The sequence below is a fragment of the Flavobacterium sp. HTF genome (genome assembly GCF_003105115.1).
Taxonomy (GTDB): Bacteria; Bacteroidota; Bacteroidia; order Flavobacteriales; family Flavobacteriaceae; genus Flavobacterium.
In genome coordinates this window covers 82507-108154 of the sequence record NZ_QETH01000007.1, presented here as the reverse complement: position 1 = coordinate 108154, position 25648 = coordinate 82507, and the positions used below count along the sequence as shown (strand labels likewise).

The 25648-nt window shown below is 37.0% G+C and carries 22 protein-coding genes; 7 read left to right on the top strand and 15 right to left on the bottom strand.

The features are described from left to right. Nucleotides 1–32: 32 nt before the first annotated feature. Both DCO46_RS03765 and DCO46_RS03760 read right to left on the bottom strand, forming a co-directional pair. Nucleotides 33–503: a DUF4625 domain-containing protein gene (locus DCO46_RS03765; RefSeq protein WP_116751241.1), complete on the bottom strand. Its 471-nt coding sequence runs from the start codon at nucleotides 501–503 to the stop codon at nucleotides 33–35. A 10-nt stretch (nucleotides 504–513) separates the two neighbouring features. After that, nucleotides 514–1434 (bottom strand): DUF4625 domain-containing protein, encoded by a 921-nt coding sequence (locus DCO46_RS03760; protein WP_165828825.1) that lies wholly within the window; start codon nucleotides 1432–1434, stop codon nucleotides 514–516. A 1067-nt stretch (nucleotides 1435–2501) separates the two neighbouring features. Here DCO46_RS03760 and DCO46_RS03750 point away from each other — a divergent pair. Then, complete coding sequence (locus DCO46_RS03750) at nucleotides 2502–3101, top strand: murein L,D-transpeptidase catalytic domain-containing protein (RefSeq protein WP_116751238.1); 600 nt, start codon at nucleotides 2502–2504, stop codon at nucleotides 3099–3101. Nucleotides 3102–3176: 75 nt separating this feature from the next. Here the strand turns inward: DCO46_RS03750 and DCO46_RS03745 are convergent, their stop codons facing one another. Then, nucleotides 3177–3401, bottom strand: a complete 225-nt coding sequence (locus tag DCO46_RS03745) for a hypothetical protein (RefSeq protein WP_124019541.1) — start codon at nucleotides 3399–3401, stop codon at nucleotides 3177–3179. A gap of 132 nt (nucleotides 3402–3533) precedes the next feature. After that, nucleotides 3534–5912, bottom strand: a complete 2379-nt coding sequence (locus tag DCO46_RS03740; protein WP_116751236.1) for an outer membrane beta-barrel family protein — start codon at nucleotides 5910–5912, stop codon at nucleotides 3534–3536. Nucleotides 5913–6021: 109 nt separating this feature from the next. Between DCO46_RS03740 and DCO46_RS03735 the strand changes: the two genes are divergently transcribed. From DCO46_RS03735 to DCO46_RS03720, 4 genes are all read left to right on the top strand, one after another. Then, nucleotides 6022–7662, top strand: coding sequence for a histidine kinase (locus DCO46_RS03735; RefSeq protein WP_243416247.1), 1641 nt, complete (start codon nucleotides 6022–6024; stop codon nucleotides 7660–7662). Continuing rightward, nucleotides 7659–8354 (top strand): LytR/AlgR family response regulator transcription factor, encoded by a 696-nt coding sequence (locus DCO46_RS03730; RefSeq protein ID WP_116751234.1) that lies wholly within the window; start codon nucleotides 7659–7661, stop codon nucleotides 8352–8354. The genes DCO46_RS03735 and DCO46_RS03730 overlap by 4 nt, the downstream gene beginning before the upstream one ends. A gap of 68 nt (nucleotides 8355–8422) precedes the next feature. Beyond that, the gene (locus tag DCO46_RS03725) at nucleotides 8423–9190 is read left to right on the top strand and encodes an AraC family transcriptional regulator (protein ID WP_116751233.1); all 768 of its coding nucleotides are present in this window, start codon (nucleotides 8423–8425) and stop codon (nucleotides 9188–9190) included. 79 nt (nucleotides 9191–9269) lie between these two features. Beyond that, on the top strand, nucleotides 9270–11069 hold the full coding sequence (locus DCO46_RS03720; RefSeq protein WP_116751232.1) for a S41 family peptidase: 1800 nt from the start codon (nucleotides 9270–9272) through the stop codon (nucleotides 11067–11069). A gap of 54 nt (nucleotides 11070–11123) precedes the next feature. Here the strand turns inward: DCO46_RS03720 and DCO46_RS03715 are convergent, their stop codons facing one another. From DCO46_RS03715 to DCO46_RS03705, 3 genes are all read right to left on the bottom strand, one after another. Continuing rightward, the gene (locus tag DCO46_RS03715) at nucleotides 11124–11339 is read right to left on the bottom strand and encodes a hypothetical protein (protein WP_116751231.1); all 216 of its coding nucleotides are present in this window, start codon (nucleotides 11337–11339) and stop codon (nucleotides 11124–11126) included. 162 nt (nucleotides 11340–11501) lie between these two features. Continuing rightward, the gene (locus DCO46_RS03710; protein WP_116751230.1) at nucleotides 11502–11993 is read right to left on the bottom strand and encodes an acyl-CoA thioesterase; all 492 of its coding nucleotides are present in this window, start codon (nucleotides 11991–11993) and stop codon (nucleotides 11502–11504) included. A 53-nt stretch (nucleotides 11994–12046) separates the two neighbouring features. Further along, nucleotides 12047–12628, bottom strand: coding sequence for a TetR/AcrR family transcriptional regulator (locus DCO46_RS03705; RefSeq protein ID WP_116751229.1), 582 nt, complete (start codon nucleotides 12626–12628; stop codon nucleotides 12047–12049). Between the two features lie 175 nt (nucleotides 12629–12803). Between DCO46_RS03705 and DCO46_RS03700 the strand changes: the two genes are divergently transcribed. Continuing rightward, on the top strand, nucleotides 12804–13409 hold the full coding sequence (locus DCO46_RS03700) for a DNA-3-methyladenine glycosylase (protein WP_116751228.1): 606 nt from the start codon (nucleotides 12804–12806) through the stop codon (nucleotides 13407–13409). Here DCO46_RS03700 and DCO46_RS03695 read toward each other — a convergent pair. Beyond that, nucleotides 13406–13918, bottom strand: coding sequence for a GNAT family N-acetyltransferase (locus DCO46_RS03695; protein WP_116751227.1), 513 nt, complete (start codon nucleotides 13916–13918; stop codon nucleotides 13406–13408). The two genes, DCO46_RS03700 and DCO46_RS03695, sit on opposite strands and share 4 nt — an antisense overlap. A gap of 200 nt (nucleotides 13919–14118) precedes the next feature. Here DCO46_RS03695 and DCO46_RS23410 point away from each other — a divergent pair, with 200 nt between their 5' ends. Next, on the top strand, nucleotides 14119–14559 hold the full coding sequence (locus DCO46_RS23410; protein WP_410503660.1) for a c-type cytochrome: 441 nt from the start codon (nucleotides 14119–14121) through the stop codon (nucleotides 14557–14559). Nucleotides 14560–14649: 90 nt separating this feature from the next. On the opposite strand, the gene DCO46_RS03685 is transcribed toward DCO46_RS23410, so the two are convergent. The 7 genes from DCO46_RS03685 to DCO46_RS03655 all read right to left on the bottom strand — a co-directional run bounded on the left by DCO46_RS03685 (nucleotide 14650) and on the right by DCO46_RS03655 (nucleotide 25511). Beyond that, nucleotides 14650–16017, bottom strand: a complete 1368-nt coding sequence (locus tag DCO46_RS03685) for an alginate export family protein (RefSeq protein WP_116751226.1) — start codon at nucleotides 16015–16017, stop codon at nucleotides 14650–14652. A gap of 2 nt (nucleotides 16018–16019) precedes the next feature. Beyond that, nucleotides 16020–17042 carry an MBL fold metallo-hydrolase gene (locus DCO46_RS03680; protein ID WP_124019540.1) on the bottom strand — a complete coding sequence of 341 codons (1023 nt, stop codon included), beginning with the start codon at nucleotides 17040–17042 and terminating at the stop codon, nucleotides 16020–16022. A gap of 240 nt (nucleotides 17043–17282) precedes the next feature. Beyond that, nucleotides 17283–19133 carry an amidohydrolase gene (locus DCO46_RS03675; protein ID WP_116751224.1) on the bottom strand — a complete coding sequence of 617 codons (1851 nt, stop codon included), beginning with the start codon at nucleotides 19131–19133 and terminating at the stop codon, nucleotides 17283–17285. An 8-nt stretch (nucleotides 19134–19141) separates the two neighbouring features. Beyond that, the gene (locus DCO46_RS03670) at nucleotides 19142–20158 is read right to left on the bottom strand and encodes an alpha/beta fold hydrolase (protein WP_116751223.1); all 1017 of its coding nucleotides are present in this window, start codon (nucleotides 20156–20158) and stop codon (nucleotides 19142–19144) included. Nucleotides 20159–20207: 49 nt separating this feature from the next. Then, nucleotides 20208–20996 carry an alpha/beta hydrolase gene (locus DCO46_RS03665; protein ID WP_116751222.1) on the bottom strand — a complete coding sequence of 263 codons (789 nt, stop codon included), beginning with the start codon at nucleotides 20994–20996 and terminating at the stop codon, nucleotides 20208–20210. Nucleotides 20997–21297: 301 nt separating this feature from the next. Next, entirely contained in the window at nucleotides 21298–23244 is a 1947-nt protein-coding gene (locus tag DCO46_RS03660; protein WP_116751221.1) for a sigma 54-interacting response regulator, read from the bottom strand. Further along, on the bottom strand, nucleotides 23229–25511 hold the full coding sequence (locus DCO46_RS03655; RefSeq protein WP_116751220.1) for a sensor histidine kinase: 2283 nt from the start codon (nucleotides 25509–25511) through the stop codon (nucleotides 23229–23231). The genes DCO46_RS03660 and DCO46_RS03655 overlap by 16 nt, the downstream gene beginning before the upstream one ends. Nucleotides 25512–25648: the final 137 nt, after the last annotated feature.

Here is a 25648-nt window from a genome sequence, read left to right as displayed (position 1 = left end):
AAAATGAACTTATTGTTTTTCATTCAGCTGAATTATAAAATTTTAATGCTTAAGCCTTTTAGAGTCTGCCATCCTTCCTTGTCGGTAAGGCGAATCATAAAGTGATAATCTCCGGGATCTGCATCGGCCGGAATATTGATTTCGGCTGAAGCTTCGTAATTTTTAACCCCGCCCGGAATGTCAATTGATTTTATAAAAAGCATGGGATTAACAGGTTTTTTTACAGCATCAGTCTCACAGTTACTCACTTCTGTGCTATGTGAATGGTGATCAAAATTGTGGTGAATGTCTAAACTGAAAGAGCCTAAAGCGGTATTGTCACTAAACTTTGCTTTAAAAATTATTTTCTGCCCGCGCGTGATCGTGCTGCATTGTACAGGAAAAGCATCTTGTGCTGTTAAGTCTATTACAGGATATTCTGTATCAATATCGCTGTTATCGCTGCTGCAGGAAAGCACAAGGATTAATGTAAATGCGGCAGCTAAGAGTTTTAATATTTTCATTTTGGGATAATTAAAGGGCTAACGGAATATCAATTGACTGCGAAAAGTTGATGTTGTAGGTGGTGTTTTTATACAAAGCCTTAAAAATATAATTTCCCGATACCCACGATTTGTTTGCAATTAAATCCTGCGCAACAGGAAAATTATTGTCTTTTGCAGCACCTATAAGCAGTTTCGGCATTTCTCTTGTAAATTCAGTTCCATTCCACGGTACGTTTGAGAACTCGCCAACTTCTGTCATATCCTTATGTTCCATAACATCGTAGACGATTACTTTGCTGAAATCAATCTGATCAATGCTTTCCGGATTGTGGCTGGCATTTTTATTAATCAATAGCAGATACATTTTACCACTTCCCTTGATACCTGTAAGCGTAACCTGCGATTGTAATAAATCTCCGTTTTTATATTGCGCTCCATCAGCTTTGTAAGCGCCTTTTCTGTAGAAAAAACCATCATTCAGGAATACGGTAAAAATGGAAGCAACCGGATTCACTGGCAGATTTTCCAATTTATAAATAGTAAGATTCCTTTTGATTTCAAGCCTGCTGCCATTTTGGTCATTTACGATAATGGTAAAATCATATTTACCTTCTGCTGCATCGGCTGGAATGTCAAAATGTTTGTGTACTGTGGCATTTTTTGCTCCGGCATACTGTGTCCAGACAATTTCGTGATTCCAGGCTTTAGAATACGTTTCAGTGCTTTTCTGAGTAATTTTAATCTGAACATCCTGGATTTTGTCGGCAGCAACAATTTCAGCGTTAAAGTGAAAATCCTGACCGATAACTCCCGTTTCGTTATTTCCGAGACCCAGTTCAATTTTATCAATTGTAGGTATTGGTTTCTGATCCTCAGAATTGTCGCTGTCACAGGCTGTAAAAGCCATTGCCATAAACATGGAAGCAAGAAATAACTTCGTGGTTTTCATCTTTTTTGATTTGATTCGAATCATTTTATAAATATTAAATTGAGTTACAGATAAGCTTTTCAATGGTAATTTTCCATTGAAAAAGGTTTTAAACAGAACAACAAATGACAGTGGCCAAAAAAATCAGCCCAAAGCAGGTAATGGTTGTGTGTAAGATGGAAGACTGAAGTACGCCAAAACGTGTAAACTGTGATGTAGTTTATGCTGCAGAGGGTTTTCGGGAATAAAACAGATAGCAGTATACGTTTTTACCGATAACTTCACGGAGTAACGGAAAAATGTAAATCAAAGATTTAAACAGATCATAGCAGTGTTCAAAAAGTAATTTGAACAGTATGAAATCCAATAAAGTTTTGAGTTTTATCTAATTTTAAACGCATAGAAAACCCAGCTGACAAGCAGTTTGGGAATACAATTTATTTTATAAAAACAGGAGGTGCCCTTAGGGAAAAGAGAGAGCCCTTAAAGAATATAGTTTGTTTTTTTGCATAAAAAGTGACATGCTGGATAACAGAACTATTTTTATAAAAATGAAAAGCCGTAAAAGTAAAAGTACTGCAGGCGCTGAATTTAAAATCGCAGATTGAACATTTTTCTGCTGAATGAAACTTTGATTTTAGCTGTGTATGTTCAGAAAATTCTATTTTTTCCTTACTGCCGGAATCAAGGATGTGTTCGTAAGAATGTATTACCGGAAATAGTATTGCAAACAATACTATTAATGGCATAAGAAGATTTATTATTTTAAATTTCTTTTTCATTCTAAAATTAAAATTGGCAGAAATAAAGCGTTATTAACGCAATAGTGTTGCAAATATAGAAATCTTATTCTTAAATGCAATAGTGTTGCAATTTAAAAAAGTAAAAATAGCATATGCTGTATGCGTTTTAAAAGTTAAATTTTATGTATAGGACAGATTTTCATATACTTACAAAATATTTAACATATAAACATGGGAATTATATAAAATTTTATACATAATTTTGCAACATCAAAAGTGAAAAATAGAAAAAGTAACGATTGATATGCCAAATCTTATTTAACTTGTAACTTCATAATACTGCATATGAGAATAGTTTTTATGGTATTGTTTGTTTGCTTTAGTTCTTTCACAACCTACAACGTGACAGATAAAAAAGAAATTCTTACTGAATTTGATGTTTTAAGACTTAGTGATCACGTTAATGAGATCAAATCCCTCGCCGTTACTGATCGTAAATACAGCAACAAAATTGCTTTTTTTGTGGATATGAAAATTAAATCCGGAAAAAACCGCTTTTTTGTTTACGACCTTCAAAATAATAAAATCATCGATCAGGGATTAGTAGCACATGGCAGCGGTTCTGAAACAGGTGTGCCGGGAGATTTAAAATTCAGTAATACTGAAAACTCTAACTGCACTTCACTGGGAAGATATTCTGTAGAAAAATCATATAAAGGTATTTTTGGAAAGGCGTTCAGACTTACTGGTCTTGATGAAACCAACTGTAATGCTGCTAAAAGAGCTATTGTACTTCACCAGTACTCTGCAGTTCCTTATGAAGAACAAGATCATTATATTGCGAGAAGCCATGGTTGTCCGATGGTAAACGAGATATTTTTTAAAAGACTTGAAAAAATTATTGAAAGTTCAAATTCAAAAATCATGCTTTACGTTTATTACTAGATAGTTGCAACACGTAAGTGATATATAAATATAAAAAAAGAGCTAATTAAGCTCTTTTTTTATATCATTCTGAGGTTAGCTATTGGTTGAAGCACTTCCTGAACTTCCTGCGCCTCCGCTGTTGTCATTCTGATCGTTGTCGTAACCTTCTTCGCTGGTACGATTGTCTTCACGTTCGTCATCCCAGTCTCCTGTATTTGCATCCTTATCTTCCGAATTGTTATTTTGAGTAGCATTTAGTTGAGCGTGATAAGGACATCTTGCGATGTTTTCGTTGTAATTATTGTCTGTATTTTCCATGTTTGCATTTTTTATCAATTTATAATACATTAAAATTACAGCTATATCATCTTTTTCATTTACAGTAAATTAGAGTTTTGTTATCAGATTTACATCTTTCGCGGAAGCATTATTTCAAAAGAGCCGATTTCATTAATCACGATTGGCACTATTGGCCTGTCTGATTGCTTTTGGATCTGTCAGGTTAAACCGGTAAACAAAACTTAGACGGTAACGAGCGGCGTTAGGAATACTATTTTCATGAATCAAATAATTGGCTCCGGTTGTGGTGCTTTTGTTTTGGCGTAAATCAAAAGCATTGCTGACATCAAAAACTATGGTGGCCTTATCTTTAAACAAAATTTTGCTTACGCCAAAATCAAGTGACTGTAATACTTCATTTTTGGTCTGGGCATTGCGCTGCGCACCGCGAAAGTTGTAACGTCCCTGAAAACGGAATTTAGAAGGCAACTTAAACTGCGTGCTTAATCGTGATGTAAAGTTTTCTCCTTTATAATCAAGATTTTTTTCCTGATAATTTCCTTTTTGCTGAAAGCGATAAAAATTCATTTCCAGATTAACCTGCAGCCATTTTAGCGGATTGTAAAGCGTGGAAAGTTCAATACCACTTCGTGCCTCGTAGTCGATGTTGATAGGCGTTGTATAAAAAACCTCATCTTCACGATACGTAAAATCCTGAATATAACCTTTCTCATGCTGGTAATAAAGGGATGGGTTTAACGTCAGTTTTTTCCAGGTTTTAAGAAAAGCGAGCTCGAATACATCTGAATAAGAAGGATTAAGTTCCGGGTTTCCGATATACTGTGCGTTTAAATCTGTCAATTCGTTAAACGGGTACAGATCATACAAAGACGGACGATTGATACGTTTGCTGTAATTGAGTTGTAAAGTAGCCTCTCCGAACTTATAACTCATATTGAGGGTTGGGAATAGCTTGTTATAATTTTTCTCATCATTATACGTGTTTCTGACATCCGTAATCGATATTCGGGTCAATTCTGTTCTTAATCCACCCATATAAGTAAACTGACCGATTTTGTCACTAAATTGTGCATAAGCCCCTGCAATGGTTTCGGAATAATTAAGATGGTTGTCAATATCCTGATACACTACCCAGTTATTGTCCTGCTGTTCTTCTGCCAGAAAATCACTCGAAACTTTACGGATTTCGGTTTTAATTCCAAATTCAAATACCGAAACACTGTCAACAGGCTGGATAAAATCGCTTTTGACAAGTAAATCTTTGCTGCTGCCCGTTGATCTGGTTCGAATTCCGGGATAAGCCAAAGCATCGGGAAATAAACGCTGTGTAGAAAGATTCCAGTTTTTATCGCTGTTCCACCAGTCGTACTGAACATCAACAGTCCATTTTTTTGTTGGCTGCTTAAAGGTTCGGGTGTAATTAAACTCAAACTGATTGTAATCTCTTTTTTCTAATGATTTTCCGTCTCTTGATAAAATACTGTCTTTTACTGCATTGTTGCCGCTATCATAATCATACATTAAATGGGTTTTATCATTATCATGAGTAGCGTTTTTCAAGAAAGCAGCTGTAATAGTCTGATGGTCATTAATAAAATAATCAGCGCCAAGGTATAGCAATTTACCATCATCATGACGATCTTCATTCTGAACACGGTTCATGTAATTTGGAATGTCATTTTCAATTGTAGATTGATTAGTGGTATAAAGACCCACATAATCCGTTGAACGTATGCTGAAATTAGAAAACAGGTTGATCTTCTCTGATTTGTAGTTAATGCTTGGATTAACACGACTATCATTGGGTGAACCCGTTACCAGCCGAACCTGACCGCTAAAGCCGCTTTTTTTATTTTTCTTCAAAACAATATTGATAATACCCGCAGAGCCGGCAGCGTCATACCGTGATGAAGGATTGGTAATTACTTCTATACGCTCAATCTGGTCTGCCGCTATCTGATCTAGTGCATTGGTTTGGGTAAGTCCCGACTGTCGGCCATTAATCAGTATCAGGACGCTGCTGTTTCCTCTAAGGCTTACGGTTCCAGTTGGACTTACGGCTACAGAAGGAACGCCGTTTAGCACATCATGGGCAGAGCCGTTTTGGGAGAGTACATCTTTACCAACCTCAAAAACCTTTTTGTCGAGTTTTAAGCTCACATTAGACTTTTGGCTGTTAATTTCTATGGCATTCAACTGTATGACATCGGTTTGTAAACCAATAACCCCAAGATCGATTTTAGTTTTTCCGGAACTAATTTCCAGAGGGTGAATATAATTTTGATACCCAATAATACTAAAAGTAACAGTCATTTTACCAACAGGTAGATTGTCAAGCTGAAATATTCCATGATCATCAGTTATGGCAATTACTACTGTTTTTGAGGCACTGTCTTTTACCGCTACAGTTACATACGGTAATACTTCTTTGGTTGTGTTATCCTGCACTGTACCGGAAACAGAGGCTTGCTGCGCTATGGCGGAAAGTGTAAAAAACAGGATAAAAATGGTGGTGGTTAGTGTTTTCATACTGCAAGATTAGCAGATAAAATTGCCTCATGCTTTCAAAAACATGTGAACGGCTCGTAAGTCTTTTGAAATGCATTTTTGCATTCGATATTTATTATATCTTTATCTCATGCGCCCGATTGTACTTTTTACCATTTTTCTGATGATTCTGTTTACTTCATGTAAGCAGAACATAGATTATACGGTGTCTGATCCTTCTTACTCCGTAAATAACGGCCCTCTGCGAAATTACAGGGGAGATACACGCGATTCGATTTTTAAAGCTGATATTAATGTAAGCATTCAAAAACGTAATATTTCTGAGCGACTTGGCGTCAAGATAAATGCATTTGGTTCCTTTGATGTTTACTGGGATAATGTTTTGATTGGAGCAAATGGCAAAATGGCAAAACCGGGCCGGACTGAAGTATACGGAACTGAAACAAAGTGTTATCAGGTTCCTGAAGAACTGTCAAAAAACGGCAAACATACTGTTACCCTAATCGGAACACAATCTGAAATGAGAGACGAAGACCGGGGGATTGACGTAAAGCTGGGCTGTTACGAGCGGCTTATACGTGAACCGCTAATTGCTATGTCTTTTGTAAATATAATGGCAGGTGCTTTTCTCATTGCGTCCATTTATTACTTTTTTCTCTTTATTAACAGCAGCCGAAAAGAAATTGCCCTATTGCTTTTTGGAATAATCTGTTTTTTCTTCTTCAGCCTGCTTATTTTAGAATATTCTAAATATTATATTGACATTCCCTACACTCAGTTTTACATCCGTCTTAAGCTGATCGGGTGGCTTACTTTTGTCATTTCGATATTAATTCCGTGGTGTTTTATGCTGCAGTTTGAATTTAAAAAGAAACGATTTCTTCTGCTTCCTTTTTTAACCATACTAATTGCCATTTATATTATTAATTACGGGCATTATGATTTTACCGCCGTCCTGTTTAGTTATACCATGTGGTTTGCGTCAATGATAATAGCAATAATAGCCGTAGTCAGAAAAATTAAAAGCGGATGGATTGTATTATCCGGATTAGTGCTCAGTGCGGTGGTTAGCAGATTTGTGTTTTATGATTTTGGTTTATTTATCACTTTTACCATCATTATCCTGTGCATGCTTTATATTCATACGATTAAGGCAAAAGCGATAGAAGATGCTCATCATGCTTCTTTGCTATTGTCTTCAAGGCTGCAGCTGGAGCTTCTGAAGAAAAATATCCAGCCGCATTTTCTTCGTAATACCCTGACTTCGCTTATTGACTGGATTGAGGAATCTCCAAAACAAGGTGTAGTATTTCTTCGTGCACTGGCAGAAGAGTTTGATATTATGAATGATATTTCCGAAGAAACACTTATCCCGATACGACAGGAAATCGAACTTTGCAGAAAGCATTTAGAGATAATGTCGTTTAGAAAGGAGGTCTGCTATAACTGGGAAGAAAAAGATATTGATGAACATGACACGATTCCGCCTGCGATTATTCATACCATTTTAGAAAACGGAATTACGCATAGCAAGCCGCCAAAAGAAGGCTGTATAAACTTTTGTCTCAGCTATGCTAAAAAAGACAATTACAAACAATATGAGTTGCTGACTGTGGCAGAAAACCGGAAAGCAATGAAAAAAAGCAAAGGAACAGGTTTTAAATATATAAAAGCCAGATTAAATGAAAGCTATGGAGATCACTGGGAGTTTGATTCTTATGCTACAGAACAAGGCTGGCTGACGACAATTAAAATTTTTGAAAGGAAATGAAAATTCTGATTATTGAAGACGAAGCGCGAATTGCAAAACGTATCGAAAGAATGACACGGAATTTTTTTGATAAGGATTTGCAGCTCATAGTTTGTGATTCCATTGAAAATGGGCAAAATACGATCGAAAATGAGGCTATTGATTTGCTGCTGCTGGATTTAAACTTAAATGGAGAAGACGGTTTTGATATTCTGGAAAGTTGCGTTGCCAGATCTTTTCAGACTATTATTATTTCGGCTTATACGGACAAAGCAATCAATGCGTTTGCCTACGGAGTACTTGACTTCGTACCTAAACCCTTTGATGAAGTCAGGTTATCGCAGGCATTTATGCGTTTTACGACCCCGGGAAAACAATCAGGTCGTGATACTCAGTTTCTGGCAGTAAAAAGAGCAAAGACAATCAGACTGGTCAATATCAAAGACATCCGATATATTAAAGGGGCCGGAATTTACACAGAACTGCATTTATCAGACGGACGTATAGAACTGCATGACAAATCGTTAGAGTCTCTGGAAAAATTACTTCCGCCCACATTTGAGCGAATTCATAAGTCGTTTATTCTCTGCTGGCATGAAGCCGACAGACTTATTGTAGAAGCAGGAGGTAAATACAGCATGCTGCTTAAAAATGAAGAAATTTTGCCTGTAGGCCGTTTAAAATATAAAGAAATCCGCCATAAATTAATTTAAGGTGTAATATGTTTGTAATCAGTATTTTATATTTGGTTTTTAAATTAAAGCTTATCATAAATTAAGTAGTGAAAAATGTAAATACATATCATAAACTTCCTATTCTGGATGGTCTTGAATTGCTCAACGCCCAAAATAATACGGTCAGCTTTCCGTATCACAGCCATGACACGTTTAACATAGCTTTGATCCTAAAACATACATTCGATACCAAACTTATTGATAAACATTTGCATGCGCCCGCCGGAACCTTGTCAATCACGAATCCGTTTGAGGTACATGCAACGCCGTGCGACTGGAATACCGGAAATTCGTTTTTTACCTTTTACGTTGCTCCCGATGTAATGAAAATGATAAATAAAAATAAAGCGGTGTTTTTTGAAGAGAAGATTATTTATGACGAAAATCTGTTTAAGGAGTTTTATTTTCTATCACAAAACTTTGAAAACAAAACCTATGTAGAAAAAAAGTTATTGCAGTTATTGGAAACGCTTGTGGTTAATTATGGAAAAAGCCAGAATTTTAAAAACAAAGAAATAAACTTATTTGCCCGATTTTTGGATGATCAGATAACTGAAAAATTTTCATTGGAAGTTTCAGCCAGGAGTTTTGGAATGGACAAATACAAATTTTTAAGGCTCTTCAAGCATGAAACCGGATTAACGCCCAATAATTATGTCATTTTAAAACGGATTGAAAAATCAAAAATCTTGCTAAATGATGGCTTTGAGCTATTGGATGTTGCCATTGAAACCGGATTTTATGATGCCGCACACTTTTCTAAAAAATTCAGGGAATTCACAGGAGTAACCCCTTTGCAGTATAAAACTTCATAACCGGGAAAGCAGTTGCAATATTGTACAATAGCTTTTCAGTAAAGCATTGTATTTTTGGATCATTCTAATTCAATGTACGATGAAAAATAGCTTTTTGGTAATTCTGGTATTATGTTTTTATACGTCATTAACGGCTCAGTCAAAAAGGGCGGAAATCCTTAAATTAAATCATCTTATTGAGGGTGTGGAGATAAAACAGAATGAAGCACATTCCTTTGAAACCAAACTGGAATATAACACTTATTACACCATAAATGTAATGCAGGAAGGAATCGATCTGGTGGTTTCTGTGATGGACAGCGAAGGAAAGGTCAGGGCAGAAGTAGATTCACCAAATGGTATGTTTGGTCCCGAAAAAATCTTATTTACTCCTGAAAAGACAGGGCAATTTAAAATCATCGTTAAACCTCTTGACGAAAATACAAACTCAAAAGCCGGAAAATATAAAATTGAGATTCAGAAAGTCTCCAAAAACCTGAAAAAGATTCCGGTAAAAGACCTTTTGGCCGATTTTAATTTGCTTCAGAATGCCTATTATGAAACCAGGGTTGGGCTTTGGTACAATTCCAGAACACAATTTGACAGTATTTGCAACCTGCAGAAAAATAAAATAACCGCACCCATGAACGCCCTGAAGTTTTACAGGATTCTGGCTCCGGTTGTTGCTTTTACAAAAGAAGGACATTCTAATATCAAAATTTCGGACGAGACAATTGCTTATTTAAAACAAAGCGGTACCTATTTGCCTTTTGGAGTTAAGATTCTGGATAAAAAAGTATTTATCATCAATGATTTGCCGGGATTTAAACTTAAAGGTTTGATTCTGTCTAAAATCAATGGCGAAACTATTGATAGCATAATGGAAAAAATGTTAGCCATCGAACCAGCTGACGGGTTTAATCTAACCAGTAAGTACCGTTGGATAGAAGGTTCATTCTCTAAATATTATGCCCGTTATTTTCCGCAATCAAAGGTTTTCAAATTAGAACTGACTGACCCTAAAACCGGTGAAAAAATAACATATGAAAACCTGCCCGCATACAATTCTAAAGATTTTGGTAATCTGAATGCGGAAATTATAAAATCAATTCCAAATTATAGGTATAAAAAGGCATCCGGTTTTTCAATTGACCTTTCAGCCTCAACAGCTGTTATTACAGTAAATACGTTTAATCTTGGCAGTTATACGAATAAAAGAAAAGGTTTTCAGACCTTTCTTGAAAAAGTATTTGATACGATTTCAGATAAAAAAATTAAAAACCTGATTATCGATATTAGAAAGAACGAAGGAGGAGAACAGGGCATGGAAGATCAGTTTTTATCTTTCCTGATTAATCAGGAATATAAAAAATATAAATATGTCGAAATTCCGGGATTTACATACTCTTTTTTGGAATTCACAAACTATCACAACCAGAAAGAGAATTTAATAAAAGAACTAAAGGAAGATTTTTATCTTGCCAACGATGGCAGGTATTTAAATATTGAAGGACATTACACAGGTCAAAAGCCTAATAGCCGGAACTTTAAAGGAAATATTTATTTTTTAATCAGCGGACTTACTTTTTCGGGAGGTTCAGAATTTGCAGCACTTGCCAAAAATAATACCAACACAAAATTTATTGGTGAAGAAACCGGAGGCGGATATTACGGAAATTCGAGCGGAAGCTTTCTGAGTTTTACCCTTCCAAACAGCAAAATTACCGGAAGGATTCCGTTATGCAAATTTGTTGTAGAGCCCAAAAAAGATATTGCAATTCCCTTTGGCCGCGGAGTATTGCCTGATTTTGAGATTCAGACCTCAATTGAAGATTATTTATCAGGATTTGATACGGAAATGGAATTCGTGAAAAAATTAATCGAAAAAAATAAATCATAAAACCTTCTGAAAGATGGTTTTATGATTTATGAATAGTATTGAATCTGAATAGATTTATTCTTCCTCTCCGGAAAATTCATCATCATTCAGTTCTTCGCTGTCGAAATCTTCATTATCGGGCTCTTCATTTATTAAATCTTCACCATAGTCAGGTTCAGCATTTTCTGAAATAGAATGATCCACTTTAGATAAATTATAAACTTCATACTGCATTTGATCAAACTGAAAAAACTGGTCTTCGTAACGGTAATTTGTTTCTGCTAAATTCATGATATTTTTTTTTAAATTAAACGTTTATTTTTAATCTGTTTTTATGGCAGAGACAAATTTAAAATTGCTGATAATCATAATTTTATAAGTGTAAGTTGCAATAGTTATATAATTCACACATCAATAAAATTTTCCAAAATAATAAATAAAGTTATCGTTTTGCTACACTTTCGCCATAGCTTTTAATTCCTGAATAATTTCAATAGTTCTGTTTTCAAAAACAGACTGATCGATGGGTAAGACAACCGATTCAAACAGTTTCATTAAATCCTCAGAATGACTTGCGGCTTTTTTTGTCTGGATATTGTACTGAATGAACTTTATCCATAAAACAGCCTTTAGCTCCGTTTGATCCTGATTCCACATTTTCATTTCAACCAGCAGAACGTTGTCGGTATATTTGATCAGTTGCGATTCAATTAGAACAGTTTCCATCGTAAAAGCAGGTTTTATATAACTGATCTGATTTGAGGCCACCACCCAGCTTAATCCAGTTTTCTTCATGTATTCAAATATATCAAGACCATAATTTTCTGCAATTTGGTCTTCACGTGCATTCAGGAAATATTCCAGATACTTTGAGTTGTTCAAATGATTAAAAGGATCGCAATCCTGAAACCTGATTTTTCTTTTTGTTTTGAGTACTTTTTCCATTTTTCTAATATATTAAATCAAATACCAATCGGTATCTTAAAAATTAAATTTTTTTACTCCCTAATATCAGGGATTATGACGTCATCAATCAAGTCCATACATGATAAAATATAGGATGGATCGTTATGGGTAAAAGCCAACAGTGAACTCCCTTCGATCAGGGATAGGATTATTTTGGCCTGTTTAACTGCATCAACATCCTGTTTGATTTCCTTATTCGTAATTCCGTCACTGATAATATTCGTCAGGCCGATGGTAAATTTTTGGGATAATTGCTGTGCAGCCTTAAATAATAATGGATTGATAAATTTGGTATCGACTCCGGCTCTTAACATCGGACATCCGCCAATTTCTTTTACCAGATCATAATAGCTTCGCTGGTATTTTGTTATAGCATTAAGTTTGTTGATGCTCCCTTTGGTGGCAGCCACTTCATGAAATAGAGGTGTAATGGCCAGATTGATATTTAACTGAAATGCTTTTAAAGCTAAATCTTCCTTATTGGTAAAATTGCAGTAAATAGCGCCCTTAGTCAGTCCCGTTGCATTGGTAATATCGCTTAAGCTGGTACCAATGTATCCTTGTTTGTTAAAAATCGGAGCTACTTTATCTAAAATAAATTCGGACGTATTCATGCTGTAGTTTTAAAAAGATTAAAACAAATATAATAATTAATACCGATTGGTATTTATAGAACTGAAATTATTTTCAATGAAATTACATTTTTGCAGTATTTACAGCACTACCAGAAGGTTTTAAAGGAAAATTAAATTGTAAATTTGAGTATCTGTTCATAAAAAATTACCCGATTTGAAATTACCATACTCTTATTATCTCAATCCCGACGTCTTTTTTTTAGCCAAAGACCTTTTGGGAAAAGTCCTTTATACACAAATAAACGGAGAAATAACCGCCGGAATAATTGTAGAAACCGAAGCTTATTATGGCATCAGCGATAAAGCTTCTCATGCGTACGGCAACCGACGAACCAACCGGACCGAAATTATGTATAGCCGGGGAGGCGTTTCTTATGTTTATTTATGTTACGGCATTCATTATATGTTCAACGTTGTAACTTCTGTAGAAAACGAACCCCACGCCATTCTGATAAGGGCAGTTGAACCTTTGGAAGGAAAAGAAATCATGGAACGCAGAAGAAATATGTCGGCTGAAAAAGCAGCAATCTCATCGGGCCCGGGTTCTGCAGCAAAAGCGTTGGGAATCACCATTTCCTTAAATACAAAAGACCTGGATGGTGAGGAAATCTGGATCGAAGATCATACAATCAGATATGCTCCCCAAGCTATTGCCGAAGTGCCTCGTGTGGGTATTGCTTATGCAGAAGAGCATGCGCTGCTGCCGTGGCGTTTTTTTGTAAAAGGGAATAAATATGTGAGCAAACCGAATAAATTTTAAACCTTTCGCACCATAGTAATTATTGTGGCATATTTTTCTACTATATGCGGATAAACAAGCTGGTTTATTTCGATTTGTACAAACCCGGCTTTTTCGTAAGCAAATAGTGCCGGACTGCTGTCCATCACTTTTAACCAAAGTACGGAACGATTTTTTTCCTGAGTCAGCGAAACGATAAAATTCATTATAACTTTGCCAATTCCTTTGCCGATATGTTCTTTCAGAAGATAAAGTTTATCCAGTTCCATGCATTCAGAGGCAGGATAAGAAGCAACGCCATTCTCTTTTATTTTAAAGAATCCTGCCGCAATGTCGTTGTCGTATACCAGATAATAATGAATGTCGGTTGCAGAAAGTTCTTCTCTGAAAGTCTCTTTCTGATAAAATTTTTCTAAGTAAGAAGTTCCGCCATCTTTCCAAAGATACTGATAAGTATCGTTGTAAGATTGTATCGCGATTTTGTGTAATAAATCGAGGTCGTTTGCCTCACATTTTTTGATAGTAACCAATTGAAGTTTTTATTAAGGTTTGTGAGTACAAAATTATAATAATTAAACGTTTCCAAATCTAATTCGCAAATATTATATTATAACATCAGCAAACAAATCTGTTCCAAATTCTTCCTTTTTTTGTTTTATAATTCGGGTGTTTTATTTGTTAAGTTTGTTTTAAAGATTACCTTTCCTTCGTAAAGAAATACCAATTCCCGATGCCTGATAAAAACAATATAAACCTCAAAAAAAGAATTAGAACCATCTTATTGTACAGTACAGGATTTTTGGTTTTTACAATGCTTGTCTTTTATTTTATATACATCAATAACAAACCCCAGCAATTTGTTTGCCGGATACCGGTTCCGGAATATTTCTGCGGAACACAGGCATTCCCACATGCGGTTGAAGGAAAAGATGCGTTTAATAGTGTTTGCGCGGCCTGCCATAAACTGGATGCGAGATCAACCGGTCCTGCTTTACGAAATATGGATTCCATCACGTATGTGAAATGGATAGTCGATAGAAAATCTAAAATTGACACCACGAAGTTTGAAAAGTTTGGAATTGATTATCATAGACATATATCAAGAGAAATCCTGGATTCATTAGATATAAAATATCTTTTTGAGTACACAAACAGGGAACCTGCTTATTAAAGACCCGATTCCGGTGATTTGTTAGAAATAAAACAAAATGGAGAAAGAATAATGAAATCCTTTCTCCATTTTTAATTTAAAATATTTGAATTAAAATTTAACCTGCATCGTAACTCCCGTAAAAAACATATTCTTACCGGCACCCGATGCTTTTAAAAAATCTCCTGCCTGAAACCAGGTTGCTTCAACGCGAAAATATAAGTATTGATTGAGCTGATATACGATTTCGCTTTCCAGCTGTTTACCAATTTCTTTTTCGTCGGTCGCATTTCCGGGATAAATCATGGCCGTGTTCGGGCCGTAGATTCCGTCCTCACTGCTGTATCTCCAAAATAGATCATAATCAATTACCCATTCCAGGTTTCTGGCAAGTTCAAGACTTAGTGACGGATGAAAATCTACCAGATTTGACGGTCCAATGACAGAAGCCAGACCGAAGTAAGCGCCTCGCGGAAATAAAGGATTAAATGTCCCCAATTCATTATCACCACTTGTTTTATCTCCGCTTATCACTTCTACCTTAAAGCCAATTTCGGGATGCAGCGGTACAGAAGTAATCCTGTAGCCTGTGTTTAACGAAACGGTCCAGGCTTTAATATCTTTAGAATCGACATCTCCAAACTGGTAAACGGCTTCGGCATCATAGCGCCAGTTATCATATTTCCCCCAAATACGGGTTCCCAAAGAATGACGGAGCTCTTTTCCGCTGGCATCATCAAAATTTGCATTGGCTCTTTCGTATCCCAAATAATAAAAATCGATGTTTTTAATCGCCGGAATTTTATTGATTACAAAATAACTTCCCCAGAATTGTCTTTTTTGGTTGGAATAATCGTCAAAAATGCCATCCTGCGCTACAACGTAATGGCTGTAGAATAAATCAGCGCGATAATTACCAAATGCTGCAATCGCTTTTACACCATCAAAAGACTGGCGATTGTTTGGCCCGTCACGCACCGCTACCAAACGCTGTGAACCGTAACTCAATTCCTGTCTTCCGGCCCTGAACAATAACTGGCGGTTTTTGTCCGTCAGCAGGTTAATATCAATAAAACCCTGATGTACTTCCAGCGGGTTGCTGTCTACCGGACTCGGATCGATTCTTCCGCTCGCATTGCTGCTTTGTAATTGCACAAAAGCACGAAAGTATTTGCCTGCATGAAAATCAGTATGAAGCAAAAGTCGGTTTAGGATGTAACCATCATTATCTACAGGATCATCGCCCCATTTTTCATTTTTGGCATAAAAATACTGGTACCGCACTTCGCCGCCAAAACTCAGATAAGTTTCGCCGGAAGAAGAGAGAGGCATGTATTTCATGCTTTTGTACCAGCTGTTTTTGGTCGTGTCCTGCCGTAAAACCGAATAGTTTTCATCAAAACGCATGGGTTTAAAATCCGGATACGATTGCGCATGAAGCCCGAAACAGCTGATAAATAAAAGAATAAATTTTTTCATGGCTATTTGCCTAAACTGTTTTTCTTAATATCGTTATAAGCATTCGGAATATTGAAATTGTAATGAAGCCAGTTAAAAAGCACATATCCTTTATCAAACTCTTTCATCGTTACCGAAGCTTTTACCTGATCTAATGTTTCACCTTTTTTAACTGCATTTTCTACATTTTGCTTCAGGGCATTTACATAATCAATCGTGTATTTGATGCCTTTTTTGTTTGTAATTCGGCCGTGACCGGGCACCACCACATCATTATCCCCAACCATGTCATATATTTTCTGCAGGTTGCGCACGGGTTCTAAAAAGTAACCATCAAACAGCCACGGAATTGCCGGGCTTTCAGCAATAAAAGGGTTTCCTGCCCATAATACATTTTTGTCTGAATCTTTCAGGAAAACAAACAAATCGGCTGGAGACTGTGCTGTTCCCGTATTGATGATTTCAACAATTTTTCTGCCGCCCAAATCGATTTTTATACTTTGATTTAAAGCAATTGTAAGATCTGCGGGACGATACACACTTTGCTCAATCCCGCGGTCTTTTCCAAAAAGCATAATCATAAATTGTTTGATATTGTCGTAGTTCTTAGCCAGGTTTTCTTTGCAGAATTCGTTCTGAATCAGGATCGTTTCTTTTGGCAATAAATAATTCCCGAAGCAATGATCGCCGTGGTCGCTTGTATTTACTGCATAAATAATTGGTTTTGGAGTTACGGAGCGAATCAGTTTATACAATTGGTCGTACAGCCTTTTACTCAGCATCGTTTCGATTAATAATACGCCTTTGTCCCCAACAATAAAGCCCGCCGAAGTAGCCTGCGGAATTCCTTTTGTCGTTTCGGTTTCGGTTGTCGAAGGTGAAACTGCGTAGACGTTATCAGAGATTTTATGCAATTTCAGTTGTACTTTATTTGCATCCCAGATCGGAACTTCAGGAGGCAAAGGGAATTGTGCATATGTATTTTGCGCCGAAAGAAAAACGACAGCAAAAAGTACTGTAAGTAGTATGGATTTATAATTTTTCATTTTGAATATTTTTATCAATGTTTAATTTTTTTGGAAGCAAAGACATTTGGCATTGTTGGATTCATGGTTCCTGCTCTTCGCTATATCTTTGCTTTTTTAAAGAAAAAAAACAAAGGATGCCGCTTCGATCAGGGCTAAAGGGAGAGAAATTGCTTTTTTGAAATCATCTCAAACCAGAGCTAAAAAAATCCGTTTAAATCTGCGTCTTCGCGAAAGCGAATCCGTAAAATCTGCATGCCATTATTTCTGATAACCGCCAAAATATTTCACCGGTGACCAGTCCGGAATTACTGCCGGAATTTCCGGATCCAGTGCTTTGTATTCCGCCGAAGCGTAAACAATTTTGCCGTTTACAATAGTCAGTACCGATTCAATTTTTCGGACATCATCCGGTTTAGCCGAAAAATAATCGTCAGATAAAATCGCCATATCGGCATACATTCCTTTGATGAGTTTTCCCTTTTCTTTTTCTTCGCCGGAAAACCAGGCACTTCCGTTGGTATACAACTGTAAAGCGGTGAATTTGTCCAATATTTGATCTTTTGGCCAGAACTGCATGCCGCCAATCGTTTTGCCTGTAAGAAGCCAATGCAGCGACATCCACGGATTATAGGTCGAAATACGCGTTGCATCTGTTCCGGCTCCGACAGGAATTCCCATTTCGAGCATTTTTTTGATCGGAGGAAGCTGTGTTTTTGGACTTCCGTACAGTTTATTGTACAGTTCTCCCTGATAATACATTCGGAATTGCACGGCAACACCTCCGCCTAATTTCTTAACGCGTTCCAGTTCTGAAGGTGTAATTGTTTCTGCGTGGTCAAAAAACCAGCGCAGACCGTTAAACGGAATTTCTTTGTTTACTTTTTCGAATACATTCAGCATTCTGTCAATAGATTCTCCGTAAGTCGCATGCAGGCGAAACGGCCATTTGTTTTTGGCCAATAGTCTGATGATTGGTTCCAGGTCTTTTTCCATTTCATCAGACAAAACAATTCTGGGTTCCAGAAAATTTTCAAAATCTGCCGCCGATGCTACGATATTTTCTCCGGCGCCTTCTTCGACATAACCGTTGGCGACCATCAGGTTATCGTTTTTATTGATTTGGGTTTCGGCAACCCATTTTTCGTAGTCTAGCAATTCTGTTCCCTTTTTTTGAGCAAACAGATAATAGGAAATTCGAAGGCTCAATTTGTTTTGTTTTGCTAAATCCAGTGAAGTAAGATAATCAGCCGGATAGTTTTGGCTTCCGCCTGCAGCATCAATAATGCTGGTAAGTCCAAAACGGTTGAGTTCATGATTAAACTGTATCGAACTGTTGATTCTTTCTTCGGGAGTCAGTTTTGTTGTTAGTCCCAAAGTAGTGTAAATGGCTTTTGGCGTTTCTTTGGCATACATCAGACCCGTAAGGTTCCCTTTAGAATCCTGTTCCAGAAGACTTCCTTCGTATTTGGTGTCTTTGGTATAGCCCAAAACCTCAATTCCTTTTTTGTTCAGGAAAGCTTTTCCGTATAAATAAGTGATAAATACAGGTTTGTCAGGAACAGCGGCATTGATTTCTTCAATTGTAGGCTGTCTTTTTTCTTCAAACTGAAATTCGTTCCAGCCGCCAATTACTTTGATCCAGACGCCGTCGGGAGTTCTTGCGGCTTGTTCTTTCAGCATTTCCATCGCACGTTTTAAGGTTTTTACGCCATCCCATCGCAATTCAGAATTGTAATTTAATCCTTCGCGAATGACGTGCATGTGGCTGTCATTTAGCCCCGGAATTACCGTTTTTCCTTTGGCGTCTATCAGTTTTGTTTCAGCTGATTTATAAGAAGCCAGAATGTTTTTTTCGGTTCCCGTGTCCAGGATAATTCCGTCTTTCATGGCAATCGCCTGCGCAAATTCGCCCTGTTTTTGCATTGTTGCAATTTTGCCATTATAAATGATCACATCTGCTTTTTGTTGTGCATTTACAAAAGCTGTTGCCAGAAACAATACCAATAGCAATGCTTTTCTGGTGATTGCAATACTTTTAGAAAGTATAATTTGATTATTACCGGTGCTTTGTGAAGCACCGGTAGTTAATCCTTTTTTGGAAGTTTTCATTACTTTGATTATTTAGCTAGAAAAAAGGCAAGCAAATCTTTCTGAACCTGAGCGGTATTTTCCTGAACGATCCAGTGTCCGGCTCCGGCAATTTTGGACTCGCTTACATTTTCGGCCACCAATTTTGAATGGTCTTTAAGAAATGCTGCTGCAAAATATTCGCCTCCCATGGCTAATAATGGCATTTTTAATTTTTTCTTCATTAAAATCACATTGTCTTTTCCGTCCTGGTCAAATGCTCCAAACCATTTAAAAGCTGCCGTTGTACCGCCTTCTACCGCATAAGCTCTGATAAATTCAGCAGATTCTTCTGGTGTAAAAGGATCTTTTACGTGTCCTACTACCGGCCAGAAATTAGTCAGGAATTCTTTTTCTTTTCCTTTTACAATATCTCCGGATGCAGGCCAGCTAAAGAAACCAAACCACCATGCAGATCCTTTTACATTAGACCAAACCGGTTCAACTCCAGGCAAAAGTGCATCCATAAGGGCCACTTTATTTACACTGTCGCCGTATTGCGCTGCATAGGCATAAGCCACCATTAATCCGATATCATGTCCGGCCAGATTGATTTTTTTGTACCCAAGCTGATTTACAAGTTCATGAATATCAGAGGCCATTGTTTTTTTGTCATATCCGCTTTCGGGCTTGTCAGATTCTCCAACACCTCTTAAATCTGGTGCGATTACGGTAAAATGTTTAGACAATTCCGGTAAAAGGCGGTTCCACATGTACCAGTTTTGCCCAAAACCGTGTACTAATACCAAAGGATCTCCTTTTCCTCCGATAACGTAGTGAATTTTGATTCCGTTTACGGTTGCCGTGGCGTGTTTAAAGTTTTCCGGCGGATTTGCAGGTGCTGCCTGGGCAGTTTCTGTTTCTGCAGGTTTTGTTTCCGTAACAGGAGTTTCTTCTGCTTTTTTAGTGCAGGAAATCAAGGTTAGTAATAAAAGTCCAAATGCTAAAAAGTGGAACACTTTTGTTTTGAATTTTAAAAAGTCAGGGTAAAATGAATTTGTCTTCATAATGTAAAAATTTAGTATTGATTATTGATTAAATTGGTTATTGTGAAATTTATGATTGTAATTTTCCGATCCATTCCTGGATGTAAACGGCAACTTCCTGCCATCCGGGCTGATTAAGGACGTAATGGTTTCTTCCGGTAAAGACTTTGTAATCTGTGATGGAGTTTTTGTCTTTGTATTTCTTATAGTTGGATAAATTCAGCGATTCGGGAATGGTATGATCTGCCGAACCTGCTATAAGTAACAGGGGTTTGTGAGGAAGATTAAAATCTACTTTGGCGACAGCAGTTATAGTATCGCGTACGATAAGTTTAGATTCGGGAATGGCTGATGTGTAATAGGCTTTTTCCTGCCATTCTTCCGGCATTCCGTTGGTAAAAGCATATTGCCACTGACTAAAACTCATCATAAATGTTTTTTTAGTCGAAGTAAAATAGCCAAGCGGACCCCATCCGGCTTTCAGAAAAGAGAATTTAAAAGTCATAATTCCCTGTGGCGGAACTGAGTGTATCGCAATGGCCGAAGAAGCAAGATGGCGCTGCAACAGGATTTGTGCAATAAGCCCGCCAATAGAATGACCGATGACTATGGGTTTTTGCGGTAGCTTTTTAGCAATATTTGAAAAATACTCAATCAATTCTGCCAATCGCAATCCCGCAACTTGTGAATCAGGGTGACGTTCACGAAGTACTTCTGCGGGAGCATCTTTGTATGGCCAGGCAGGCGCCAAGGTGTTATATCCTTTGTTTTCAAAAAATTCCTTCCATTCGTCCCAGCATTTATTGCTGACAAATGCACCTGTAATAAAAAGAATTGTTGGCGGGTTTTCGGTTAGCATAATACATTTTTTAATGTTATGCCAAAGACCATACGAAAACCAGACCTTTTATTTAACTATTTGATATTTAGTTATTTATGTAAAAATGAATACTTTGTGCCAAACTATATTTCGTTGGAAAACGAAATCCATGCAACTTTATATCGTCTTTTAAAATTCCAAAATCTATCCCGAAGCCTAGGGACTAAATTCCAAAGGTTAAATTCCATCCCGAAGCTTCGGGACCAAAATCTACAGTCTAAAATCTATCCCGAAGTCTCGGGACTAAAATCTATCCCGAAGCTTCGGGAGTAAAATCAAATCAAAAATGGCTTCTTTTAATTCCTAATTTCTGCATTCTGGAAGCCAGTGTAGTAGGGGGAAGTCCTAATATTTCAGAAGCTCCGCCTGCGCCTCTGATTCTACCGTTGCATTTTTCGAGTACGTTAATAATATGCTCCCTTTCGTTTTCCTGAATGGTTTTAAAATACCATTGAGAAGAAGTATTGCTAATTTTGATCTCATCTAAAACAGGAAGCGGAATATGCTCGATTGTATCTGTTTTTGCCAAAAGAATGCTTCTTTCGATAAGATTTTCCAGTTCCCGGATATTTCCCGGCCATTGATAGGATAAAAGGCTTTTTAAGGCATTTTCTGAAATTTCGGTTACATTTTTTCCCGTTTTGGAACTATATATGGCTATAAAATGGCGGGCAAGAAGTCCAATATCTTCTTTTCTTTCCCGTAATGGCGGAAGCTGAATCGGAAATACATTCAGCCTGTAATACAAATCCAGTCGGAAACGTCCTTCGGCTACTTCTTTTTCGAGGTTGCAGTTGGTGGCGGCAATAATCCTGACATTTGTTTTTATCGGTAGATTTCCACCCACGCGCTCGACTTCCTTTTCCTGGATTGCACGGAGTAATTTTGCCTGCATTTCGAGCGGCATATCGCCAATTTCGTCCAGAAATAAAGTTCCGTTATTAGCGAGTTCAAATTTCCCGATTCGTCTGTCTGTTGCTCCGGTAAAAGAGCCTTTTTCGTGTCCAAATAGTTCCGATTCAATAAGGCTTGGAGGCAAAGCAGAACAGTTGATTTTAATAAACGGTTCATTTTTTCTCGGGGAAAGCTGCTGAATACTGGTTGCAATGCTTTCTTTTCCGGTACCGCTTTCGCCTGTAATTAATACCGTCGTATCTGCCGGAGCAACCTGTATGATATGATCAAATAATTTTAGTAAGATGGGGCTTTTGCCAATAATGCCTTCAAAACCGTATGGATTTGCGGTCTTTTCTGCAGTATTATTTTTAGGACTGATTTTCTGATCTGATCTTTTATCTCGTGTCAGAATGTTTTCAATGGCATAGATTAAAGGTTCCTGAAGCCTTTCGCACAAAATAACATCACTTTTACTGTAATTGTTGGGTTGTCGGCTAAAAAACGAAAGATAAAAACCGCCTTTTTCGTTCAGCATTAAGGGTACCGGAAAAACAAAATTAGACTTCATGTTCATTGCATTTGCAATCACTTTTTTGATGGGGAATTTATCACATATTTTCCTGAAATCCTGATCGTTATAAAATGCGAATTCGGTTTCTATTTTGCTTTTTTGCTGCAATTCTTTTATCTCCGATTCCTTAAGGGCGCAGATATTCTGGAGTTCTTCCATGCCAATCTTCTGATATTCATGCAGGCCAACTCTTGCATAGCCCAGTGCACGGTGCGGTGTTTTGTCATCTGATGAAAAAACAGCCATCACCAGATCAAAAGAAATAAGGGATTGAAGCGACGTTGTGATTTTGAGAACGCGGTCATCCCAGGTGCCGTCTTTACTGGACATGATTTTGAGCTGTTTCTGAAACAGTAACTCTTTCCTGATCGAAGATTCAAGGCCGTATTCCTGATGATATTGTGCAATTTCAATAGTTACCAATAAGTCTTTTTCCCTGAATGGTTTTACCAAAAAACCGTACGGATGTGTAGATTTGGCTTTATTAAGAACTTCTTCATTGGAGTTTGCCGATAAATAAATAAAGGGAATATGGTTTTCCCTGAGAATTTCAGCAAGGTCAATACCAGTTTCTTTCCCCGAAAGAAAGATATCAAGCAAAACCAGTTCCGGTTTTTCCTGGGCAATATAATATTTGGCATCTGCAACCGATCTGGCCATTCCGGTAATAGAATGTCCTGCTTTTTTGAGCATCAGCCGCAAATGGTTTGCTTCTATAAATTGATCTTCTACGATGAGAATTTTTAATGCTTTTCCCATAATTCTAAAAAATTGGTTGTTTCGTCAAAAATAAATTCCAGCGTTATTTTTGTACCGTTATCCGACGTTATGTTAAACTGTCCTTTAATATCTTCTGAAAGTCCTTTCATTAAATTTATTCCTAATGACGGGTTGTTGTAAGGATCAAATTCCGGTGGAAGCCCGATCCCGTTATCATGAATTATTAAAGTTATTTTATGTTCTTCTTTCGCTTTAAGCGAAATAATAATCTTTCCTGTCCTGTTATTCGGGAAAGCATATTTTATAGAGTTGGTTATGGCTTCATTAAAAATCAGGCCAATTGGAATCGAGTGGGATAAAGGAAGGTCGAAGTTATCTATATCCACAACAAACAAAATTGATTTTCGAATGTCAAAGGAATCTTTTAGATACTCAGTCAGTTCAAAAATATACGAAGGCATATTGATCATCGATAAATTTTCTGACTGATACAGTTTCTGATGAATCAATGACATGGTCTGAATCCTGTTCTGACTGTCGTTGATGGCCTGAACGGCTTCTTTGTTTTTTAGGAATTCTGACTGACTCGCCAGTAAACCCACTACCATGTGCAGATTGTTTTTTACCCTGTGATGTATTTCTTTCAGCAGCCATTCTTTCTCGACCACCAGATTTTGCAGTTTTTTGTTTTTGGTATTAATTTCTTCCTGCTGCTCGCTCAAAATTTTGTTTGTTCGTTGTTTTAGTCTGTAAACACGGTACAGTAACATGACTATAATGAGTAATGATATGGTAATTACGATCATTAGATTATTGAAAACACTGGCATTGCGGAGCTTGTTTTTCTGAATGACCGAATTGTTTTTAAGCTGCATGATATTCTTATTTCTTTTTTCTGTTTCGTAAAGAATATTTAGCTGGTTAATCTGCTTAGTTTTATTTTCGTCATAAAGATTTTTGGAGTATTCAACATATTTTCGGTAGTTATCCATTGCAGAAGCCGTGTTTCCCTGTGCGGAATCGATACTGTATTTCAAAAATTTGGAATTTGCCAGATATTGTTTGTTGTTCAGTTTTTTGGCCATGCTGTCATAACGGAGCGAATAAATATCTGCGTCGAAATAATTTTTCTGAATTAATGACAGCTTTACAATTGTACTATAAGCCACCATTATGTCATTATAATCCTTTAGGCCTTTTACTTTTTCCTTGATCGGTTTTGCATAATATTTAGCCTTATCATATTGTTTCATACGGATGTAAATCTCCACGTACAGGCACTCCAAAGACGGATATGGTGTCAGATAAAGCTTCGGGTGCCTCTTTCTCATTGAATTTAAGAAAGACAAGGCATGTGCTGTCTGATTTTGTTTTAATAGTATATCGGCATAGTTATAGGTTAATTCTCTGATTGCCTGATCGTTGTTGTGCCACTCTGCAAGGGTAAGGGATTTAAAATAATATTTTTGTGCATTTTTATAATCCTGAAACTCAGAGTAAGCCAGCCCGATCCTGTTATAAACGGTGCACAGGTAAAGGCTTATTTTGTCTAGTTTTTCTCCCAGGTATGCTGCTTTTAATCCGTATTGGATAGCCGTTTTATGATCTCCCATATAGAGATAGCAGGAACCCAAAAGATCATACACTCCATAAATTTTGTCTGATAATCTTCTGCCTTTCAGTGCACTATTATATAAAACCAGTGCTTTTTTTAATGATCCAATCGCTTCGGGAGCATTTCCCAGTAAGAGGTAAACATCGCCATTTTCTTTATAACAGTCGCCCTCTCTTTCCTTATTGCCCGATTTTCGGAAGGCAGAGGCGGCATTTTCCAGTAAAGGAATTCTGTCCTCGTAGGAGGTACCCGTGAGAAAACTCGTTGACCAGTACATTACCCAGGATTCTCCCAGCTGATTCTGCATATTTAATGCTGTATATCGCTTTACGGCCTCTTTGGCGCAGATTTTTGCTTTTTGGTAGTCTTTGGCTTTTTGTAAAATAACCGAGAGTTTAAAATAACTTTCGGCGATACCTTCATCATATTTTATTTTTTTGCTAAGGGCAAGGGCTTTATAAGCAAAATAAAGTGATTTTCTCTCAATCGTTTCGGGTTTGTTGTTGTAATGATACCACGAACTTAAGTTTAATAATGTCTGTGCTTTTTCCTGATTTTCCTCCTGAGACAGAAGGTTCTTTTCTGCTACCGCAACTTGTCTTAGGTTTACAAAAGGTGTGGATGCATTTGAGCTGACTGCTTCAAGCAATAAAAAGAAAATAAAGTATATTTTGAATCGATTTCTAAACATCTCTAACAATTTAATTGCAATACGAAGGTATTGATTATATAGTGACTTTGATTAAAAATGTATCACTTTGACAAACGACGATATATCGTTGATGTAGATTTTTGAAGGAGCGAATATCTCTTTTTTTGTGTGCTGTT

Excerpts from the sequence above, each read along its gene's own strand:
- DCO46_RS03710 (WP_116751230.1), bottom strand. The coding sequence starts at position 11,993 with ATGGAAAAAGTACTCAAAACAAAAAGAAAAATCAGGTTTCAGGATTGC.
- DCO46_RS03735 (WP_243416247.1), top strand. The coding sequence starts at position 6,022 with ATGCGCCCGATTGTACTTTTTACCATTTTTCTGATGATTCTGTTTACT.
- DCO46_RS03670 (WP_116751223.1), bottom strand. The coding sequence starts at position 20,158 with ATGAAGACAAATTCATTTTACCCTGACTTTTTAAAATTCAAAACAAAA.
- DCO46_RS03705 (WP_116751229.1), bottom strand. The coding sequence starts at position 12,628 with ATGAATACGTCCGAATTTATTTTAGATAAAGTAGCTCCGATTTTTAAC.
- DCO46_RS03680 (WP_124019540.1), bottom strand. The coding sequence starts at position 17,042 with ATGAAAAATTATAAATCCATACTACTTACAGTACTTTTTGCTGTCGTT.
- DCO46_RS03685 (WP_116751226.1), bottom strand. The coding sequence starts at position 16,017 with ATGAAAAAATTTATTCTTTTATTTATCAGCTGTTTCGGGCTTCATGCG.
- DCO46_RS03665 (WP_116751222.1), bottom strand. The coding sequence starts at position 20,996 with ATGCTAACCGAAAACCCGCCAACAATTCTTTTTATTACAGGTGCATTT.
- DCO46_RS03660 (WP_116751221.1), bottom strand. The coding sequence starts at position 23,244 with ATGGGAAAAGCATTAAAAATTCTCATCGTAGAAGATCAATTTATAGAA.
- DCO46_RS03760 (WP_165828825.1), bottom strand. The coding sequence starts at position 1,434 with ATGAAAACCACGAAGTTATTTCTTGCTTCCATGTTTATGGCAATGGCT.
- DCO46_RS23410 (WP_410503660.1), top strand. The coding sequence starts at position 14,119 with ATGCCTGATAAAAACAATATAAACCTCAAAAAAAGAATTAGAACCATC.
- DCO46_RS03715 (WP_116751231.1), bottom strand. The coding sequence starts at position 11,339 with ATGAATTTAGCAGAAACAAATTACCGTTACGAAGACCAGTTTTTTCAG.
- DCO46_RS03745 (WP_124019541.1), bottom strand. The coding sequence starts at position 3,401 with ATGGAAAATACAGACAATAATTACAACGAAAACATCGCAAGATGTCCT.
- DCO46_RS03720 (WP_116751232.1), top strand. The coding sequence starts at position 9,270 with ATGAAAAATAGCTTTTTGGTAATTCTGGTATTATGTTTTTATACGTCA.
- DCO46_RS03750 (WP_116751238.1), top strand. The coding sequence starts at position 2,502 with ATGAGAATAGTTTTTATGGTATTGTTTGTTTGCTTTAGTTCTTTCACA.
- DCO46_RS03655 (WP_116751220.1), bottom strand. The coding sequence starts at position 25,511 with ATGTTTAGAAATCGATTCAAAATATACTTTATTTTCTTTTTATTGCTT.
- DCO46_RS03765 (WP_116751241.1), bottom strand. The coding sequence starts at position 503 with ATGAAAATATTAAAACTCTTAGCTGCCGCATTTACATTAATCCTTGTG.
- DCO46_RS03730 (WP_116751234.1), top strand. The coding sequence starts at position 7,659 with ATGAAAATTCTGATTATTGAAGACGAAGCGCGAATTGCAAAACGTATC.
- DCO46_RS03740 (WP_116751236.1), bottom strand. The coding sequence starts at position 5,912 with ATGAAAACACTAACCACCACCATTTTTATCCTGTTTTTTACACTTTCC.
- DCO46_RS03675 (WP_116751224.1), bottom strand. The coding sequence starts at position 19,133 with ATGAAAACTTCCAAAAAAGGATTAACTACCGGTGCTTCACAAAGCACC.